We start from the raw sequence: 17,951 nt of genomic DNA on the forward strand, positions 1-17,951 counted from the left end.
CTACGCGCCGGTCTGCGGCGGGTCTTCCAGCACCGTGTTGTTCGGCCTGCCCTCAAAGCGCGTGGACAGCACCACCGTGGTCCGCGTGCGCGCCACCCCGGCGATCCGGCGCAGCCTGCCCAGCGTGTGCTCCAGGTCGTCGACCGTCGGCACCCGCACCTTCACCACGAACGCCTCGTCCCCGGCGACCGCGTAGCAGCTCTCGACCTCGGGCAGCGCCCCCAGCTCGTCGGCCACGTCGTTGTCCTCGGCGGTGTCGGTCGGCTGGATGCCGACCAGCGCCGTCACGCCGAGACCGACCGTGCTCGGGTTGACGGTCGCGTGGTACCCGGTGATCACCCCGGCCGCCTCCAGCTTGCCGACGCGCTCGTGCACGGACGACGCGGACAGCCCCACGGTTCTGCCCAGCTCCGCGTAGGTGGCACGGCCGTTCAAGCGCAACGCGGCGATGATCTTGCGGTCCAGGGCATCCACGCGGACCAGCCTAGGCGGCCTTTACCCACGGCCCGCGACCGCTGCCGGCACCGTTGCTTAGCGTCAACAAGCTGGGCGTTTTGTCCATTACTTACCCTTTACTCTTCGACAACCGTTCGAGTACCTGGCGGGTGAGATGCCACGATTGCCGTGTTGATCGAACCGGGGCTTCGACCTCCGGTTTAGCAGTTTGGTCGTGAAGGAGGCGGAAAATGACCGCTAGCACGGGAGGGCGCCTGCTGACGCCCGGCGAAGTCGCCGCGTTGTTCCGGGTGGACCCGAAGACCGTGACCCGGTGGGCGACCGCGGGCCGCATCGGCTCGATCCGCACCCCCGGTGGGCACCGGCGGTTCCGGGAGTCCGAGGTCAACGCCCTGCTGGCCGAGCTCACCACGGACGCGAACGAACCAGCGCGCGTCTGAGCAGGTGGCGAGAACCCCGCGGACCGGCCCGGCCGGACCCGCGGGGCCCGGGCGCGTCAACCGGAACTCACGCCGGAGGGGTTACCCTCGGTACAGCAGTTCCGCGCCAACGCACTCGGAAGGGAGCGGGGATGATCTACCTGCTCGCAGCGATCGGAGCGCTCACCATCGCTGTCCTGTTGTGGCGAGCCTTCGGCCCCGAGCACGTCGGGGTGTCCTCGCGAGCGACCGTCCCGCCGGACGACGACCCCGAATTCCTGCGCAAGCTCGGCGAGCAGAAGCCGCCGAAGTCCGAGGAAGACTGATCGCCTGCTCTTCTCCACGTGCGCAACTCGCACCGCCGCCGCGGGTTCTCAGGAGCCCCCTCGCGAGGACAGCGCCGACGTGGTGACGGCACTGTCGCGCGGAGCGATCCCACAGCCCGGGAACACGGCGGCGCGAAGCGCCTCGATGAGGGGCGGTGGTCGGGTGGCGGGCGGGATTCCGAGGTTCCGCTACCCGCACCGCTGCGTGGGCCGCCTCTGGAATTCTCTCTACCGTTTACCGGGGAAGGCGTCCGCCATCGTGGCCGCCAACTCCAGGAGCGCCATGCGCGTCTCCGGTGTCAGGCGCTCCAGCTCGATCTCCGCGCCCTCTTCGAGGTGCGGGTCGAACGGGATCCGGCACACCGCGCGGGTCCGCGCCGCGAAGTGCGCGGCCAGCTTGTCCAGGTCCACCGAGCCGGCCTTCGGGCGGACCGAGTTGATCACGGTCACCGACCGTTTCACCAGGTCGCCGTAGCCGTGGGCGTCCAGCCAGTCCAGCGTCGCCGAGGCGCTGCGCGAACCGTCGACCGAACCCGACGACACCACGACCAGCGCGTCGGCCGCGTCCAGCACGCCCTTCATCGCCGAGTGCATCAGACCGGTGCCGCAGTCGGTGAGCACGATGTTGTAGAAGTGCTCCAGCAGGTTGACCGTGCGCAGGTAGTCGCTCTCGGAGAACGCCTCCGACACCGCCGGGTCCTGCTCGCTGGCGAGGATCTCCAGCCGGCTCGACCCCTGTGACGTGTAGGCCCGGACGTCGCTGTAGCGCGTGATCTTGTCCGCGTCCCGCAGCAGGTGCCGCACCGTCGCCGTGGTCTCGATCGGGATCTTCTGCGACAGCGTGCCGCGGTCCGGATTCGCGTCCACCGCGATCACCCGGTCACCACGCAGCGCCGCGAACGTCGAGCCGAGCGTGGTGGTGATCGTCGTCTTGCCCACCCCGCCCTTGAGGCTCAGCATCGCGATGCGGAAGCACCCGCGCAGCGGCTGGTTCACCCGCGCGACCAGCTCCCGCTGCCGCTGCTCCTGCGGGCTCTCCCCCGGGTTGATCAGCTTGCCGGAGGCGACGTAGACCGCCTTGCGCCAGCCCGACTGGGGCACGCGCTTCGGCGGCCGCACCGGGCGGTCGGGCGCGGCGTGACGCGGCCGCGAGGGCTGCGGCAACGGCGGGTACGGGTACTGCGGCTGCCCGTACTGCTGCTGTTGCAGCGGGGGCAGGTTCGGGTCGTAGCCGGGCTGCTGGTGCCGCGGCGGCGGAGGAGCCGGGTGCGAGGTGGAGTCGGTTCGTTCGTCGGAGAAGTAGGACTCGGGTTCGCGCGGCTCGGTCATCAGCCGACCCCGGCGTAGGAATGCAGGCCCGTGGTGACGAGGTTGACGAAGAACAGGTTGAACACCGTCACCGCGAAGCCGACGGTGTTGATGACCGCCGCGCGGGTGCCGCGCCAGCCCGCCGTCGCCCGCGAGTGCAGGTAGGCGGCGTAGACGATCCACGCGATGAACGCGGTGGTCTCCTTCGGGTCCCAGCCCCAGAACCGGCCCCAGGCGGCCTCGGCCCACACCGCGCCGCACAGCACGCCGAACGTGAACAGCGGGAACGCGAACACGGTGGTGCGGTAGGCGATGCGGTCGAGCACGTCGGCCGCGGGCAGCCGCGAGCCGAACCGGGCGAAGCGCTTCGGGTCGCGCTCGTGCGCCGAGCGGACCAGGTACAGGATGCTGGCGACACCGGGCACCAGGAAGATGCCGGACGACGCGGCCGCCGCGGAGACGTGGATGACCAGCCAGTACGACTGCAGCGCGGGCTGGACCGGCGCGGCGACGGTGTAGAGCATCGTGCCGCCGACGAACATCAGGATGACGACCGGCAGCAGCAGGAAGCCGGACAGGTGGCGGGCCGGGAACTTGCGGATCACCACGAGCCAGGTCACCACGGCGATGAACGTCACCGCCATGATGTATTCGTACATGTTGCCCCACGGCACGCGGTGCGTCGCCAGACCACGCAGCACCAGCGCGGCCAGGTGCAGCAGCACGCCGAGGACGGTCAGCGCGGCGCCCATGCGGCCGATCCGCTCGGCGCGGCCACGGGCGGCGCGGGCCGCGGGAGTTTCAGCCGGAGGGGTGACGGTCTCGGTGCTGTCCGGGCCGCCGGCGCCGACGAGTTCACGCGCCCGCTCCCGGGTGCGCTCGGCGGCGCGGCGCCCCTTGGCGCCGAAGGACTGTTCGATGAGGAAGAAGACCAGCGCCAGTACGTAGATCGCGGTCGCCGTCGTGTAGGACCAGTCGCTGTACTGGGACAACGTTTCATCAACAACAGCGCCCGGCATTTCCGCTTACCTCCGTTTGCCTGTGAGCAGCTCTTCCGCGATCCGGGTGAACTCCTCGCCGTAGCCCGCCTGGTCGGTGCGGGCGAGCCCGCCCACCGCGACCACGGTACCCGTCCCGCCCTCGCCGGCCGGGACGACCCGCACCCACAGCCTGCGACGTTTGATCAGCAACGACAACCCGAGGCCGAGGAACATCGCGACCGCGAACCCGAGCACGTAGGTCTGGGTCGGGTCGTGCGAGATCTGCAGCGACACGAAGCGCTGCACCCCGTCGAACCGCACCACGGTGCCGTCGTCGAGGGTGACCGACTGGCCCACGTTCAGGTTCGAGCGGGCCACGCGCGCCAGCCGTCCGTCGTCCACCATGGACTGGTCGATGGAGAAGATCGACTGGCTCTGCCCGGAGTCGAGACCGAGGTCGCCGCGCATCACGTCGACCGCGACCATCGGGTTGGTCATCTCCGGGCCGCCGCCGGTCAGCACCCCGCCGTGCAGCAGGCCGTCCGGCGCGAACAGGCCGGTGATCGCGAGCTGCTTGGTGCGCCGCTCGAACGGGTCGGTGATGTTCGGCGGGTCGAACTTGGTCGCACCCTCGTTGAGCGTCCCGGTGCCGTCGGTCGGGCGCCACTGCGTGGCCTGCGTGCGGGTGGTGCCGTCCGGCCAGGTGATCGTGAAGATCGGCGAGTAGCCGTTGCCCAGCAGGTAGACGCGGTCACCCGCCAGGCGCAGCGGCGAGTTGACCTCGAGCAGGTAGTCGCGCCAGGTGCCGGTCTCCAGGTCCGCGCCCGCCTGGTACTGGACGTTCGACTTGTACTGGATCGGCTGGCCGGCCTCGGTGAACTCGGCGGTGAAGTCGTTGACCTTGACGCAGAACGGGTTCAGGTCGGTGCCGTCGACACGCAGGCCGGGGGTGAACGAGTCGTAGGCGTAGATCCCGGAGTTGCAGAACTGGGACCCGTTGGCCTGGACGATCACCTGGCCCTCGTAGGTGTACATCTTGCCGAGGGCGAACGCGATGATCAGCCCGAGCATCCCGAAGTGGAAGACCAGGTTGCCGGTCTCGCGGAGGTACCCGCGCTCGGCGCTGATCGTGCGGGCGCCGCCCTCCTCCGCGCGCTCGACGCTGCGCCAGCCCTTGAGCCGATCGCGAGCGGCGGCGATGACCTCGTCCGGGTCGCGCGGCGTGGTGGCCTCGGCGAAGTGCGGCAGCCGGGACAGGTTGCGCGGGGTCAGCACCGGCTTGGCGCGCATCGACTTGAAGTACTCGACGCTGCGCGGCAGCAGGCAGCCGATCAGCGAGATCATCAGCAGCAGGTAGATCGCCGAGAACCAGACGCTGGAGTAGACGTCGAAGAACTGCAGGCGGTCCAGCAGCGTGCCCCACCAGCCGTGGTCGGCGATGTACTGCTCGGTCTTCGGGGCGTTCAGCGTGCGCTGCGGCAGCAGGGCGCCGGGCAGCGCAGCCAGCGCGAGCAGGAAGAGCAGGATCAGCGCGGTGCGCATCGCGGTGAGCCCGCGCCAGGTGTTGCGCAGGAACGCCAGGACACGCTTGGCGGGCGAGTTGCGGTACGGCTTGGGGTCCGGGGGCGCTTCGGTCGCGGTCACAGCGGCAGCACCGTGTCCGTGACGAAGGCGTCGCGCAGCCAGCTGACCAGCTCGCCCCACAGGCCGGTGACCAGCAGGACCCCGACGACGAGGAGCAGCCCGCCGCCGAAGATCTGCACCCGGCGGCCGTTGCGGCGCAGCCAGTCGGTGGCGCGCACGGCCCAGCGCGCGCCGAACGCGATGAGCAGGAACGGCAGGCCGAGGCCCAGGCAGTAGACCAGGACCAGCAGGAACCCGCGGGCGCCGCTGGAGCCGGTGCCCGCGGCCAGCGCGAGCACCCCGGACAGCGTCGGGCCGATGCACGGCGTCCAGCCGAGACCGAACACCGCACCCAGCAGCGGCGCGCCGAGCAGGCCGCCGCGCGGCACGCGGTGCGACCGGACGTCGCGCTGCAGGGCCGGGATGAGGCCGAGGAACACCAGGGCCATCGCGATCGTCACCACGCCGCCGACGCGCTGCAGCAGGTCCTGGTTGACCAGCAGGGCGTCGGCGAGCCACACCAGGCTGCCGACCCCCGCGGCGAACACGACGGTGAAGCCGAGGACGAACAGGCCGGCCGCGCCGACGACGGCGTAGCGGCCCTTCTTGCGGTCCTCGTCCGCGGTCACGGCGGGCGCGTCCGCGCCGACCAGCGCGGCGAGGTAGGCGAGGTAACCCGGCACGAGCGGGACGACGCACGGCGAGGCGAACGAGATGGCGCCGGCGAGCAGGGCGACCCCGGCGGCGAGCAGCAGCGGCCCGGAGGTCGCCAGCTCGGTCACGGAGTTCACGGTTCGAGGGTAAGCAGTGAGTTCGGTGTGAGTTCACCGGGATGGTCTCGGCCGATCGGCCGAGGACGGCGAGCTCTTCGACCGAAGCCGGCGCCGTGGTCCGCACCATACCTTTTCGCCCATGACGATTCCGCTGCGTGTCCACGCGTCGCTGTCCGTGCTGGTCGGAGCCCCGCTGGTGTGGGAAATCACCCGCACCGAAGTCGCCTGGCGCTCGGTCCCGTTCCTGCTGTGCTGCGCGCTGACCGCCGCCGCGCCGTGGGCCGCGCTGCACCTGCGGTGGTGGGCCGGGGCGCTGATGGCCTCCGCCGGCGTGCTCGGCTCGGCCGGTGCGCAGCTCGCGATGGACCACCTCGTCACCCGGCCCGAGGTGGTGAACCTGCCCGCCGTGCAGGTCGCCGGCGTGCTCGCGGTGCTGGTGATCGTCCTGCGCGGCGCCGGGAAGTGGGGCGCCCCGCTGGGCGTGGCCGGGCTGACGCTGTCCACCGCCGCGGCCGCCGTCGCGATCCAGCAGTGGGCGCGGGTCTCGCCCCAGCTCGCGACACCGCACCCGCCGACGGTCGCCGGGACCGCGTTCCTGCTGTTCGGCGGCGCGCTGGCGCTCGGGGTCTTCCTGCGCTCGGGTTATTCGGCCGCGAGCCGCTGGACCACCGGCTCGATGTCGCTGGCCAGGATGGACCGCAGGTAGACCGCGGCCACCCGCTGCTGCTTGTCCAGGATGATCGTGGACGGCACGACGTTGCGCGGGTAGCCGGACAGCTGCAGCAGGCTGCGGCCCGGCGGGTCGTAGATCGACGGGTAGGTCAGCTGCCGGTTGCGCACGAAGTCCTGCGGCGCCGAGCGGTCGTCGTCGCGGACGTCGAGGCCGAGCACCTGCACGCCGTTGGCCTGGTGCGCCAGGTAGAGCTTCTCCAGCTCCGGCGCCTCGGTGCGGCACGGCGCGCACCACTGGCCCCAGATGTTGATCACGACGACCTTGCCGGCGTAGTCCGCGACCGAGATCGTCTTGCCCTCGGTCATCAGGTCCTCGCCGGACAGGTTCGGGATCGGCTGCCGGTCGGCGCCCTCGTAGAGGATGTCGGTCTTGCCGCCGGGCGCGACGAACTCGAAGTTGCTGCCCTGCGACACCGCGTCGTTCCCGGTGCTGCACCCGGCGAGCACGCAGAGGCTCGCCAGCACGGCCGCGAGGATCCGCTTCATGCCCCGGTCACCTTCGGGTCGGTGGCGCCGGCCGGCTCGCTGTAGACGATCTTCACCAGCTCCTCGCCGTCGAAGACCAGGCTGGTCAGCGACGCGAGCGAGCACTGGCGGCGGCGCGGGTCGTGCCACAGCGGCTTGGCCTCCAGGAACCGGCGCAGCGTCCAGATCGGCAGCTGGTGCGACACGCACAGCGCCTCGTGGCCCTCGGCCTTGGAGCGGGCCCGCAGGACCGCGCCGAGCATCCGGTGCGCGATCTCCACGTACGGCTCGCCCCACGAGGGCAGGAACGGGTTGCGCAGCTTCGACCAGTGCCGCGGCTGGCGCAGCGCGCCGTCGCCGACCGCGACCTTCTGGCCCTCGAACATGTTGCCCGCCTCGATCAGCCGCTCGTCGGTCTGCACGTCGAGCCGGTGGGCCGCGGCGATCGGGGCCGCGGTCTCCTGCGCGCGCTGCAGCGGCGAGGCGACCACGTGGGTGATGTCGTGGGCGGCGACGGCCTCGGCGACCGTCAGTGCCTGGCGGCGGCCGCGCTCGGACAGGTGGAAGCCGGGCAGGCGGCCGTAGAGGATCCCCTCCGGGTTGTGCACTTCGCCGTGCCGCAGGAGGTGCACGATGGTCGTCACTGACGGGCCTCCGCAGCGGCCTTCGCGGCCGCGGGCAGCGCGGCCTCGATGACCTCGAACGCCGCGTCGTCCATCGCGGAGTTGACGAACCAGGCCTCGAACGCGCTCGGCGGCCCGTACACGCCGCGTTCCAGCAGCGCGTGGAAGAACGGCGGGAAGCGCCAGGTGTCCGCGCTGGTGGCGTCGTGGTAGTCGCGCACCGGCTCCTCGCGGAAGAACACGCTGAGCAGGTTCCCGGCGTAGGCGACGTGGTGCGGCACGCTCGCCTTGGTCAGCGCCTCACTGAACAACGCGCCGAGGCGCTGCGAGTTGGCGTCGAGGCGGCGGTACACCTCGTCGTCGGCCGCGCGCAGGGTCGCCAGGCCGGTGGCCACCGCGACCGGGTTCCCGGACAGCGTGCCGGCCTGGTAGACCGGGCCGGTCGGGGCGAGCCGGGCCATCACGTCGGAGCGGCCGCCGAACGCCGCGGCGGGCAGCCCACCGGACATGACCTTGCCGAAGGTGTAGAGGTCGCCGGGCACGCCTTCGATGCCGAACCAGCCGGACCGGGACACCCGGAAGCCGGTCATGACCTCGTCCATGATCAGCAGCGCGCCGTTGTCGTGCGCGATGTCGCGCAGCTGCGCGTTGAAGTCGCCGGCCGGCGCGACCGCGCCCATGTTGCCCGCGGCGGCCTCGGTGATGATCGCCGCGATCGAGTCCGGGTTCTCCGCGAACGACTGCCGCACGGCCTCGATGTCGTTGTAGGGCAGCACGATCGTGTCCGCGGCCTGCGCCCCGGTCACACCGGGCGAGGTCGGCAGGCCGAGCGTGGCGACGCCGGACCCGGCCTGGGCGAGCAGCGCGTCGACGTGCCCGTGGTAGCAGCCGGCGAACTTGATGATCTTGCTGCGGCCGGTGAACCCGCGGGCCAGCCGGATCGCGCTCATCGTCGCCTCGGTGCCCGAGTTGACCAGCCGCACCTGGTGCACCGGGTCGACCCGGTCGATGATCTCCTCGGCCAGCTCGACCTCGCCGATCGTCGGCGTGCCGAACGACAGGCCCGAGCTCGCGGCCGCGCGGGCCGCCTCGACGACCGCCGGGTGCGCGTGCCCGAGGATCATCGGCCCCCACGAGGACACCAGGTCCACGTAGCGGTTGCCGTCCGCGTCCCACAGGTGCGGGCCCTCGCCGCGCACCATGAACCGCGGCGTGCCGCCCACCGAGTTGAACGCCCGCACCGGGGAGTTCACCCCACCCGGCGTCACAGCGGCGGCCCGGTCGAACCATGCCCTGGACTTGTCGACTGCTTGCGTCACAGACCCCAGTCTTGCAAAGGTCCCGTCAGGCCTGGTTCAGGTGTCCGGTGAAGTAGCCGAAGTCGTCCTCGTCGCGCTCGGCGTCGCGGCTCTTGCGGCGGCGCTTGACGCGCACCGCGAGCAGGACCTCGCGCACGGCGTCGACCAGCAGGACCCCGGCGACCACGCCGAGGCCGATCGCGCCGGACATCCAGCTCCCGACCCAGCGCGTGCTGGTCAGGACGGTGCCGTCGGTGAGGGTCACCACGACCGTGTGCACGCCCTGCTGCCACAACTGGAACGCGCCCCACACGGCGACCGCCGCGAGCAGCACCTCGGCCAGCGCGACCACCGCGCGCACGGGCTGGTTGAGGCGGGCCTGTTCAGTCACGTGAGCAGCCTCTCATGCCGTCCGCGCCTGGCGCAGCGCGGTCCGCAGCGCCTCGACGTCCTTGGCCCAGGCGAGCACGACGGTGCCGTCGGTGAGCCGGATCGGCAGGGCCTCGTACTTGTTCGGGGTGGTCCAGCCGCCGCCGAGGACCCGCGCCCCGGTCGGCGCGCCGACGTCGGTGACCTCGGCGATGTCGGTCAGCGGCACGCGTTCGCGGCCCTGCCACAGCGCGTCGCCGGTGACGCGGACGGTCAGGAACCGCCGCCGCGCGTAGACCCAGGGCGCGGTGATCGCGGCCAGCCCGAGGCCGACGATCACCCACGCGACCGTGTGCGTGGCGCCGGTGAGCAGCTCGGCCAGGAACCCGAGCAGGGCGAAGCCGGGCCCGTACGCGAGGGCCGTCCAGCTCGCTCCGCGCTCCAGGTACCGGTCCACGGCTTACCGGCGGCCGACCTTCGGGAAGAACGGCTGCACCGACGGGATGTACATCAGCGCCAGCGCGACGAGGCTGAGCAGCGTCGCGATCAGCGAGATGCCGGTGTAGGCCTGCATCACGAACTGGAACACCAGCGTGATCGCCACCAGGACCGTCAGGACGGTGCGCGCGGAGCGGGTGCCCTGCCGCGCCTTCCAGGCGAACAGCACGAAGAAGGCCGCGAACGACACCGAGCCGACCAGCAGCATCGCGAACAGCACCGTGGTGCCGGAGGCGATCTTGTCCGGGGTGATCTGGGTGTTCGTGTTGGCCTTGACCAGGGTGTCGATGACCTGCTGGCGGGCGAGGAACACCACCAGGTAGGCGATGACGAGGACCACCGCCGAGGCGACCCACAACCAGAACGACACTTGCACCGGCCTCGGCGGCTCGGGCCGTTCGACCTCGTCGCCCGGCAGGCTCGGCGCCGGGGGCAGGCCCTGGGCGCGGCGCTCGTCGTCCGATTCGTTCCCTGCGGTCACCCCGAAAGACTACTGCGCCGCGCAGCGGCTCCGTTGAGGGTGGTGGTGGGCCGGCGGGTGGGCTACTGCGCACGTGGAGGGCACTGGCAGCGGCCGCTGGCTCAGTCGAGCCAGGCCGCCGCTTCCGTGGCCCAGTACGTGAGGATCATGTCCGCGCCCGCCCGGCGGATGGACGTCAGCACCTCGAGGATCGTGCGCTCGCGGTCCAGCCAGCCGTTCGCCGCGGCCGCCTCGACCATCGCGTACTCGCCGGAGATGTTGTACGCCGCGACCGGGACCGGGGACGCGTCGGCCGCCAGGCGGATCACGTCCAGGTAGGACAGCGCCGGCTTGACCATGATCGCGTCGGCGCCCTCTTCGACGTCCAGCTCGATCTCGCGCAGCGCCTCGCGCGCGTTGCCCGGGTCCTGCTGGTACGTCTTGCGGTCGCCCTTGAGCTGGGAGTCCACCGCCTCGCGGAACGGGCCGTAGAACGCGCTCGCGTACTTGGCGGAGTAGGCCAGGATGCCGGTCTCGGTGTGGCCGGCCTCGTCGAGCGCCCGGCGGATCACGCCGACCTGGCCGTCCATCATGCCGCTCGGTCCGAGCAGGTGCGCCCCGGCTTCGGCCTGAGCCACGGCCATGTCCGCGTACACCGCCAGCGTCGCGTCGTTGTCCACGGCTCCGCGGTCGTCCAGCACGCCGCAGTGGCCGTGGTCGGTGAACTCGTCCAGGCAGGTGTCGGCCATCAGGACGGTCGAGTCGCCGAGCTCGGAGCGCAGGTCGCGCAGGGCGACGTTGAGGATGCCGTTCTCGTCGACCGCGCCGGAGCCGGTCGCGTCGCGGTTCGCGGGAACGCCGAAGAGCATCAGCCCGCCGACGCCGGCCTGCACCGCTTCGACGGCCGCCTTGCGCAGCGTGTCCCGGGTGTGCTGGACGACGCCCGGCATGCTCGAGATGGGCCGCGGCGCGGTGGCGCCCTCGGCGACGAACATGGGCAGGATCAGCTGACGCGGCCGGAGGGTGGTCTCACTGACGAGGCGCCGCAGCGCCGCCGTGCTCCGCAACCGGCGGGGACGATGCTCGGGAAACACCCCATCGACGGTACTCCGGCGGCGGAACGCCCTCGGGGCCGCCCGTGGGAACTCACGGACGGCCCCAACGGGCTGACGATCAGGAAGAACGCCGGGTGCGCTTACCCGTCCCCCGGAAATGGCTCGGGGCCGCCCGTGGCAATCCACGAACGGCCCCGGAACACCGGACGATCAGGAAGAACGCCGGGTGCGCTTCGCCTTCCGCGGCGGCGGCAGGGCGCCCTCCGCGCGCAGCTTGGCGGCGTGCGCGGCGAGCGCGTCGACCAGGTGCGGCACGTCGGCCACCTCCGGCTGCACGTCCACCCGCAGGCCGAACTCGACCGCGGTCTCCGCGGTCTTCGGCCCGATGCACGCGACCAGCGTGCGGGTGTGCGGCTTGCCCGCGATGCCGACCAGGTTCCGCACGGTCGACGACGAGGTGAAGCACACCGCGTCGAACCCGCCGGTCTTGATCATCTCGCGGGTCTCGGCCGGCGGCGGCGCGGCGCGGACGGTCCGGTAGGCCGTCACGTCGTCGACCTCCCAGCCGCGGTCCACCAGGCCGGCGGACAGGGTCTCGGTGGCGATGTCGGCCCGCGGCAGCAGCACGCGGTTCACCGGGTCCAGCACGTCGTCGTACGGCGGGAACTCGGCCAGCAGGCCCTCGCTGGACTGCTCGCCCTGCGGGATCATCTCCGGGTTGATGCCGAACGCGCGCACGCGGGCCGCGGTGGCCTCGCCGACGCAGGCGATCTTCACGCCGGAGAAGGCGCGGGCGTCGAGGCCGAACTCCTCGAACTTCTCCCACACCGCCTTCACCGCGTTGGCCGAGGTGAACACGATCCACTGGTAGCGGCCGTCGACCAGGCCCTTGACCGCGCGCTCCATCTGGGCGGGGCTGCGCGGCGGCTCGACCGAGATGGTCGGGACCTCGTGCGAGGTGGCGCCGTGGATGCGCAGCCGCTCGGCCATCTCGCCGGCCTGCTCCTTGGTGCGCGGCACCAGGACCTTCCAGCCGTAGAGGGCGCGCGACTCCCACCAGGACAGCTTCGACCGCTGCCCGGCCTGCTCGCCGACGGTCACCACGAGCGGGCCGACCAGCTCACCGGCGTCCTGCGACAGGCTCGCCAGCGTGGTGTCGACCGTGCGCTGGGTGTTGATCGTGCCGTTGGCGGTGACGGCGACCGGGGTGGTGCCTGCCAGGCCGTGCTCGGTCAGCGCGCCCGCGGCCTCGGCCAGCTGGCCGGACGTCGCGTGCAGCACGATCGGGCCCGGCGCCGCGGCCACCTTCGCCCAGTCGACGTCGCCGCGGACGTCCACGTCGGTGTAGCTGCCGCCGAGCGCGATGCCGGCGTAGGCGGGCACGGCCGAGCCCGGCGTGATGCCGGGGACGACCTCGAAGACCGCGCTGGTCTTCGCGACGGCCTGCACCTCGGCGACGGCGGCGGCGCTGGTCAGCGGGTCACCGCTGGACAGGCGCAGCACGAGCCGTCCGCCCTTGGCCTCGTTGGCGAGGTCCTTCGCGACCTCGGCGGGCTCGCCGACGGCGGGCCTGACCTCGGCGTCCGCGCTGGCGCCCGCGAGCACGCCTGCGGGCACGTCCGGGTCGGTAACCACGACCTCGGCCTTCGCCAGGAGCTCCTGGGCACGTACGGTCAGCAGTCCGGCGTCGCCGGGGCCGGAGCCCACGAAGGCGACGCGCCCAGCGGTTGTCCGCGCGGGGGTCATCGTGTCTTTCTCCTATGAGTCGGCGCGAGCGCGCCGAACCGTTCGAGGAACTGTTTCACCGTGATTCGCGGCCCGGGCCGGACAGCGCGCCGGCTCCGAGGTCGAGCAGCTCCGCGGCCAGGTCGCGGCCGAGTTGCTCCGCTTCGCTCTTGCCGGCGACCGCCGAGGCGCGCAGCAGCTGCACACCCTCGTCGTCGAGGCCGGCGGCGGCGACCCCGCGCAGCGACACGTTCTCGATGACCGAGCCGTCCGCGTCGAGATCCTCCACCACCTCGGCGAGTGCGCCGACGGGCGCGCTGCAGCCGGCTTCGAGCGCGGCCAGCATGGCCCGCTCCGCCGTCACCGCGGCCCGTGTCGCTTCGTCGTCCACAATGGACCGAAGAAGGTGCTCGATGTCCACGTCGTCGACGCGGCACTCCACCGCCAGCGCGCCCTGTGCGGGCGCGGGCAGCATCTGGATCGGGTCCAGGGTCTCGGTGATCACGTCGGCCCTGCCAAGGCGGACCAGGCCGGCGCGCGCGAGCACGACGGCGTCCAGCTCGCCGTCGACGACCTTGTTCAGCCGGGTGTCGATGTTGCCCCGGATGGGCACGACCTCGAAGCCGAGGCCGAGCGCGCGCAGCTGCGCCGTGCGGCGCGGCGAACCGGTGCCGATGCGGGCGCCGGGGGGCAGCTCGCCCAGCGTCAGCCCGTCGCGGGCGATCAGCGCGTCACGCGGGTCCTCCCGCGGCGGCACGGCGGCCAGCACGATGCCGCGCTCGGGCGCCGTCGGCAGGTCCTTGTACGAGTGCACCGCGACGTCGACCTGCTTGTTCAGCAGGGCCTCGCGCAGCGCGGAGGTGAACACGCCGACACCGATCTCCGCGATCGGCGCGCTGGAGCGGTCACCGGGCGTCGAGACCTTGACGATCTCGACCTCCAGGCCCGCCTTGCGCAGCGCGTCGGCGACCGTGCCGGTCTGGGTCAGGGCGAGGGCACTGCCCCGCGTCCCGATCCGAATGGTCCTCGTCACTTGCTTTCACCGTCTGTCCTGGGCAGGCGCTCGGTGGTCGGGCTCGACACGACGGCAGGCGATGCCGGGTCGAGCTCGAACAGCTCCCGCAGCGCGTTGGCGTAGTCCGTGCCCTGGGTTTCCGCGGCGAGCTGCTTCACACGCACCGTCGGCGCGTGCAGCAGCTTGTCCACGACCCGGCGCACGGTCCGGTTGAACTCGTCGCGGACCTCGGCGTCGAGGCCGGGCAGCCGGTTGTCCAGCCGCAGCATCTCGGCGTCGACGACCTCGGCGGCCCGCTTGCGCAGCGCGGTGACGGTCGGGGTGACCGCGGCGCTGCGCTGGGCGGCGAGGTACTCGCGCACCTCGTCCAGCACGATGCCGTTGGCCTTGGCGATCTGCTTGGCGCTGCCCGCCGAGCCCAGCGAGTCCATCCGCTTCCGGACGGTCTCCAGGTCGACGAGGCGGACGCCGGGCAGGCTGTCCACGTCGGGGTGGACGTCCCGCGGCAGGCCGAGGTCGCACACCACCACCGGGCGCTCGCCGCGGCCGGCCAGGTGCGCGGGCGTGATGACGACGTCCTGCGCGCCGGTGCAGGCGACCACGACGTCGGCGTCGGCGAGGCGGGCGGTCAGCTCGTCCATGCCCGCGGCCACGGCGGGCACGCCCTGCTCGGTCACGTTGGCCGCGAGCCGCTCGGCGTTGGCCAGGGTGCGGTTGACGACCGTGATGCGGCCGATGCCGCTCTTGCGCAGCTGGCTCGCGGACAGCGCGCCCATCGAGCCGGCGCCGACGATCACCGCGTGCTTGCCCGCCAGGTCCGGCGCCTCGCCGAGGGCCTCGGACACCACGGACGCGCCGAGGTGGTCCAGACCGGTCTCGGTGTGCACGCGCTTGCCGACGCGCAGCGTGGTCTGGATCAGCTCGTGCAGGGTGCGGCCGACGGTGCCGGCCTCGCGCGCGGCGGCGTAGTAGTTGCGCACCTGGCCGAGGATCTGGGTCTCGCCGACGACCATCGAGTCCAGGCCGGAGGCCACGGAGAAGATGTGCTCGACGGCGGCGCCCGCGTAGTGCACGTAGAAGTTGTCGTAGAGGTCGGCGGCGTCGCAGCCGGCCTGGCGCGCGAGCACCTCGGAGATGTCGGCCAGACCGCCGTGGAACGCCTCGACCACCGAGTAGACCTCGATGCGGTTGCACGTCGAGACGAGCATGACCTCGTTCACGTGCGGCGACTGCTGGAGCTCGTGCAGCACCTTCTCCAGCTCGGTCGCGGGCACCGCGACCTTCTCCAGCGTCCGGAGATCGGCAGTGCGGTACGACAGCCCGACGGCCAGGACACTCACTTAGCGCACCACCATTCCGTTACCACCCACGTTCTCCGCTCGCCGGGCGACGTGGAACGACAGGATCTGCAGCTCCACGGCCAGGTCGACCTTGCGCACCTCGACATGGTCGGGCACCTGGAGGACCACCGGCGCGAAGTTCAGGATGCACTGCACCCCGCCCTGCACCAGCCGGTCGGCGACCGTCTGGGCCGCGGGCGGCGGCGTCGCGATGACGCCGATCGAGATCCCCCGCTCCGAGCACACCTCGGGGATGTCGTTGAGGTGCGACACCGGGATCCCGCCGACCGGAACGCCGATCAGGTCGGGGTCGATGTCGAACAGCGCCTCGACCGGGAACCCCCGGCCGGGAAAGCCTCCGTAATTGGCCAACGCATGACCGAGGTTACCGATTCCGACGACGGCGACCTTGTGCTGTCGCGTGAGTCCCAATATGCGCTCGAGCTGGGCCACCAGCACCGCGACCTCGTAGCCGACGCCGCGGGTGCCGTACGAGCCGAGGTAGGACAGGTCCTTGCGCAGCTTGGCGGAGTTCACGCCGGCGGCGGTGGCGAGCTCCTCGCTGGCCACGGTGGTCGCGCCCTGCTCGGACATGGCGGACAGGACGCGCAGGTACACGGCGAGACGGGCGACGGCGGCCTCCGGGATCGCGCGGACCCTGGCCTCCTCGGCGCCGTTCTCGGTGACCGCGGGCATCTCCGCGGTGGGGGCGTTGTCGGCGTCCGGGGTGGACAGCTTCCGGGCGACGGCCGAACCGTTTCGCCGGCCACGCTGTGACACCACGCCGGCCTCCTCGTTCCACGCCCTCGATGAGCTTCGAAATCCCTCTTGACCCGGGCCGCGAAGTCGGGTTTGATGCACGGCCGCCGTGAGGGGTACCGGCAATACGGTAGCCACTTGTGAACGCAGGCACAAAGTGGCTGGTCAGCGGCATGACCGAAAGCACATCTAGCGCGCGGTGAGGGTGATCGTGTGCCAGCCGGTGGCGCCGTCCGGGACGACGTCGGCGAGCTGATCGGTCTGCGTGTAGCCGCTGCGGTCGGTCGCCCGCACCCGCACGGCGTGGCTACCCCGCGCGACCGGCACGTCCACCCACCACATGCGCCAGGCGTCCACCGTCACCTCGGTGGACAGCTCCGCCGTCGCCCACGGGCCGTCGTCCACGCTCACCTCGACCCGGTCGATCCCGGTGTGCTGCGCCCACGCGATCCCGGCGATCCGCACCTGCCCGGCGGCGACCGGGCCGCGCGGCGCGTCGATCCGCGACTGGGTCTTCACCGGCGCCTGCCGCGCCCAGCCGCGCTGCAGCCAGTACGGCGTGCGCGCGTCCCAGGTGGTGAGTTCCAGGTCGGTGACCCACTTCGTCGCCGAGACGTAGCCGTAGAGCCCGGGCACGACCAGCCGCGCCGGGAAGCCGTGCTCGATGGGCAGCGGCTCGCCGTTCATGCCGATCGCGAGCATCGCGCCGACGGACGGATCGGCCATCGCGGCCACCGGCGTGCCCGCGGTCCAGCCGTCCGCGCTGGTGGAGAACACCTGCTCGGCGCCCGGCCGGACACCGGCCTCGGCCAGCAGCTCGGCGAGGTCGACGCCGATGAACCGCGCGGTCGAGATGTAGGGCCCGCCGACCGGGTTGGACACGCAGCACAGGGTCACGATCCGCTCGACCAGCGGCCGGTTCCGGATGTCGGACCAGGAGTAGGTGATCTCGCGGTCGACCATGCCGTGGACCCGCAGCGACCAGTCCTCGGTGCGCACCTGGGGCACCACGAGCGCGGTGTCGATGCGGTAGAAGTCCGCGTTGGGCGTGAGGAACGTCGGCGTGCCGAACTTCGCGAAGTCCGCGCCGGCCGGCACCGGTGGCGCGGTCCGCGCGGGGACCAGCGGGCCGACCGCCGCCCGGGACCCTTCGGCGTCCTTGCTCGTGCCGACCAGCTGCCCGGCGATCCCGGCCACGCCGGCGCCCGCCACGGCGATCAGGAAGTTCCGCCGCGCGGCCGACGAGTACTGCCCGTCGAGCGCGGTGCGGTGCAGCCACGCGAACACCGCGAGCCCGGCGACCAGGCTGACCAGCGGCGCCAGCAACGCGATCTGCCCCAGGTCGGGGCGGGTGAACACGGCGGCCCCGCCGAGCACGCCGACCACGGCCACGAACACCAGCCCGGGCGCGGCCCGGCGGCGGGAGGCCAGCCCGGCGGCCACCGCGAGCGCCAGCGCGACCACGGCCATGCCGGTCAGCAGCACGGCCTTGTCCGCGGTGCCGAACGCCCGCACCGCGAAGTCCTTGAGCCAGCCCGGGGTCAGGTCGATGGCCGCGTTGCCGACGGCGAAGAACGGCGACGCGCCCGCGCCGACGAACCCGGCCACCAGGTGCCCGGCCCCGAGCGCGGCGACCAGGGCGATCACGCCGATCAGCCCGGCGACGGGCGCGGACAGCCGCGGCGACTCGAGGTTCGTGCTCACGCCACCAGTCTGGCCCGGCGGGG

The 17,951-nt window shown here is 72.2% G+C and carries 20 protein-coding genes; 3 read left to right on the top strand and 17 right to left on the bottom strand.

What is annotated here, in order from left to right; all coding sequences use genetic code 11:
- Nucleotides 1–474: an Lrp/AsnC family transcriptional regulator gene (locus tag L2C96_RS12280; protein ID WP_237336227.1), complete on the bottom strand. Its 474-nt coding sequence runs from the start codon at nucleotides 472–474 to the stop codon at nucleotides 1–3.
- Nucleotides 475–686: 212 nt separating this feature from the next.
- Here L2C96_RS12280 and L2C96_RS12285 point away from each other — a divergent pair, with 212 nt between their 5' ends.
- The gene (locus L2C96_RS12285) at nucleotides 687–896 is read left to right on the top strand and encodes a BldC family transcriptional regulator (RefSeq protein WP_020417396.1); all 210 of its coding nucleotides are present in this window, start codon (nucleotides 687–689) and stop codon (nucleotides 894–896) included.
- Between the two features lie 131 nt (nucleotides 897–1,027).
- Nucleotides 1,028–1,201 carry a hypothetical protein gene (locus L2C96_RS12290; protein WP_017986422.1) on the top strand — a complete coding sequence of 58 codons (174 nt, stop codon included), beginning with the start codon at nucleotides 1,028–1,030 and terminating at the stop codon, nucleotides 1,199–1,201.
- Nucleotides 1,202–1,429: 228 nt separating this feature from the next.
- Here L2C96_RS12290 and L2C96_RS12295 read toward each other — a convergent pair whose 3' ends face one another.
- From L2C96_RS12295 to L2C96_RS12310, 4 genes are read right to left on the bottom strand one after another with little or no spacing between them, the layout of a single operon-like run.
- A complete protein-coding gene (locus L2C96_RS12295; protein WP_020417395.1) occupies nucleotides 1,430–2,530 on the bottom strand; it encodes a MinD/ParA family ATP-binding protein in 1,101 nt (366 codons plus the stop codon).
- On the bottom strand, nucleotides 2,530–3,528 hold the full coding sequence (gene ccsB, locus L2C96_RS12300) for a c-type cytochrome biogenesis protein CcsB (RefSeq protein ID WP_237336228.1): 999 nt from the start codon (nucleotides 3,526–3,528) through the stop codon (nucleotides 2,530–2,532). Before ccsB ends, L2C96_RS12295 begins: the two co-directional genes overlap by 1 nt.
- 6 nt (nucleotides 3,529–3,534) lie before the next feature.
- Complete coding sequence (resB, locus tag L2C96_RS12305) at nucleotides 3,535–5,133, bottom strand: cytochrome c biogenesis protein ResB (RefSeq protein WP_237336229.1); 1,599 nt, start codon at nucleotides 5,131–5,133, stop codon at nucleotides 3,535–3,537.
- Nucleotides 5,130–5,903, bottom strand: a complete 774-nt coding sequence (locus L2C96_RS12310; protein ID WP_017986418.1) for a cytochrome c biogenesis CcdA family protein — start codon at nucleotides 5,901–5,903, stop codon at nucleotides 5,130–5,132. Before L2C96_RS12310 ends, resB begins: the two co-directional genes overlap by 4 nt.
- Before the next feature lie 121 nt (nucleotides 5,904–6,024).
- Here L2C96_RS12310 and L2C96_RS12315 point away from each other — a divergent pair, with 121 nt between their 5' ends.
- Nucleotides 6,025–6,591 (top strand): hypothetical protein, encoded by a 567-nt coding sequence (locus L2C96_RS12315; RefSeq protein ID WP_237336230.1) that lies wholly within the window; start codon nucleotides 6,025–6,027, stop codon nucleotides 6,589–6,591.
- Here the strand turns inward: L2C96_RS12315 and L2C96_RS12320 are convergent.
- The 12 genes from L2C96_RS12320 to L2C96_RS12375 form a co-directional block, all read right to left on the bottom strand.
- On the bottom strand, nucleotides 6,528–7,103 hold the full coding sequence (locus tag L2C96_RS12320; protein WP_237336231.1) for a TlpA family protein disulfide reductase: 576 nt from the start codon (nucleotides 7,101–7,103) through the stop codon (nucleotides 6,528–6,530). The genes L2C96_RS12315 and L2C96_RS12320 overlap by 64 nt on opposite strands.
- Entirely contained in the window at nucleotides 7,100–7,726 is a 627-nt protein-coding gene (locus L2C96_RS12325) for a histidine phosphatase family protein (RefSeq protein WP_020417390.1), read from the bottom strand. Before L2C96_RS12325 ends, L2C96_RS12320 begins: the two co-directional genes overlap by 4 nt.
- The gene (gene hemL, locus L2C96_RS12330) at nucleotides 7,723–9,024 is read right to left on the bottom strand and encodes a glutamate-1-semialdehyde 2,1-aminomutase (RefSeq protein WP_027935775.1); all 1,302 of its coding nucleotides are present in this window, start codon (nucleotides 9,022–9,024) and stop codon (nucleotides 7,723–7,725) included. The genes L2C96_RS12325 and hemL overlap by 4 nt, the downstream gene beginning before the upstream one ends.
- Nucleotides 9,025–9,049: 25 nt before the next feature.
- On the bottom strand, nucleotides 9,050–9,394 hold the full coding sequence (locus L2C96_RS12335; RefSeq protein ID WP_237336232.1) for a hypothetical protein: 345 nt from the start codon (nucleotides 9,392–9,394) through the stop codon (nucleotides 9,050–9,052).
- A gap of 12 nt (nucleotides 9,395–9,406) precedes the next feature.
- Nucleotides 9,407–9,829, bottom strand: coding sequence for a transport-regulating membrane protein Mce1N (gene mce1N / locus L2C96_RS12340; protein WP_237336233.1), 423 nt, complete (start codon nucleotides 9,827–9,829; stop codon nucleotides 9,407–9,409).
- 3 nt (nucleotides 9,830–9,832) lie between these two features.
- Complete coding sequence (locus L2C96_RS12345) at nucleotides 9,833–10,351, bottom strand: hypothetical protein (protein WP_020417386.1); 519 nt, start codon at nucleotides 10,349–10,351, stop codon at nucleotides 9,833–9,835.
- Nucleotides 10,352–10,452: 101 nt separating this feature from the next.
- Nucleotides 10,453–11,424: a porphobilinogen synthase gene (gene hemB / locus L2C96_RS12350; RefSeq protein WP_237336234.1), complete on the bottom strand. Its 972-nt coding sequence runs from the start codon at nucleotides 11,422–11,424 to the stop codon at nucleotides 10,453–10,455.
- Nucleotides 11,425–11,595: 171 nt separating this feature from the next.
- A complete protein-coding gene (locus L2C96_RS12355) occupies nucleotides 11,596–13,131 on the bottom strand; it encodes a bifunctional uroporphyrinogen-III C-methyltransferase/uroporphyrinogen-III synthase (RefSeq protein WP_017986409.1) in 1,536 nt (511 codons plus the stop codon).
- 55 nt (nucleotides 13,132–13,186) lie between these two features.
- A complete protein-coding gene (gene hemC / locus L2C96_RS12360; protein WP_237336235.1) occupies nucleotides 13,187–14,143 on the bottom strand; it encodes a hydroxymethylbilane synthase in 957 nt (318 codons plus the stop codon).
- On the bottom strand, nucleotides 14,140–15,465 hold the full coding sequence (locus L2C96_RS12365) for a glutamyl-tRNA reductase (RefSeq protein WP_020417383.1): 1,326 nt from the start codon (nucleotides 15,463–15,465) through the stop codon (nucleotides 14,140–14,142). Before L2C96_RS12365 ends, hemC begins: the two co-directional genes overlap by 4 nt.
- Nucleotides 15,466–16,248, bottom strand: coding sequence for a redox-sensing transcriptional repressor Rex (locus L2C96_RS12370; RefSeq protein WP_020417382.1), 783 nt, complete (start codon nucleotides 16,246–16,248; stop codon nucleotides 15,466–15,468). It lies immediately after the preceding gene.
- Between the two features lie 165 nt (nucleotides 16,249–16,413).
- Entirely contained in the window at nucleotides 16,414–17,928 is a 1,515-nt protein-coding gene (locus tag L2C96_RS12375) for a molybdopterin-dependent oxidoreductase (RefSeq protein WP_237336236.1), read from the bottom strand.
- Nucleotides 17,929–17,951: the final 23 nt, after the last annotated feature.

Source organism: Amycolatopsis tucumanensis, assembly GCF_021654135.1.
In the GTDB taxonomy this organism is placed as follows: domain Bacteria; phylum Actinomycetota; class Actinomycetes; order Mycobacteriales; family Pseudonocardiaceae; genus Amycolatopsis_E; species Amycolatopsis_E tucumanensis.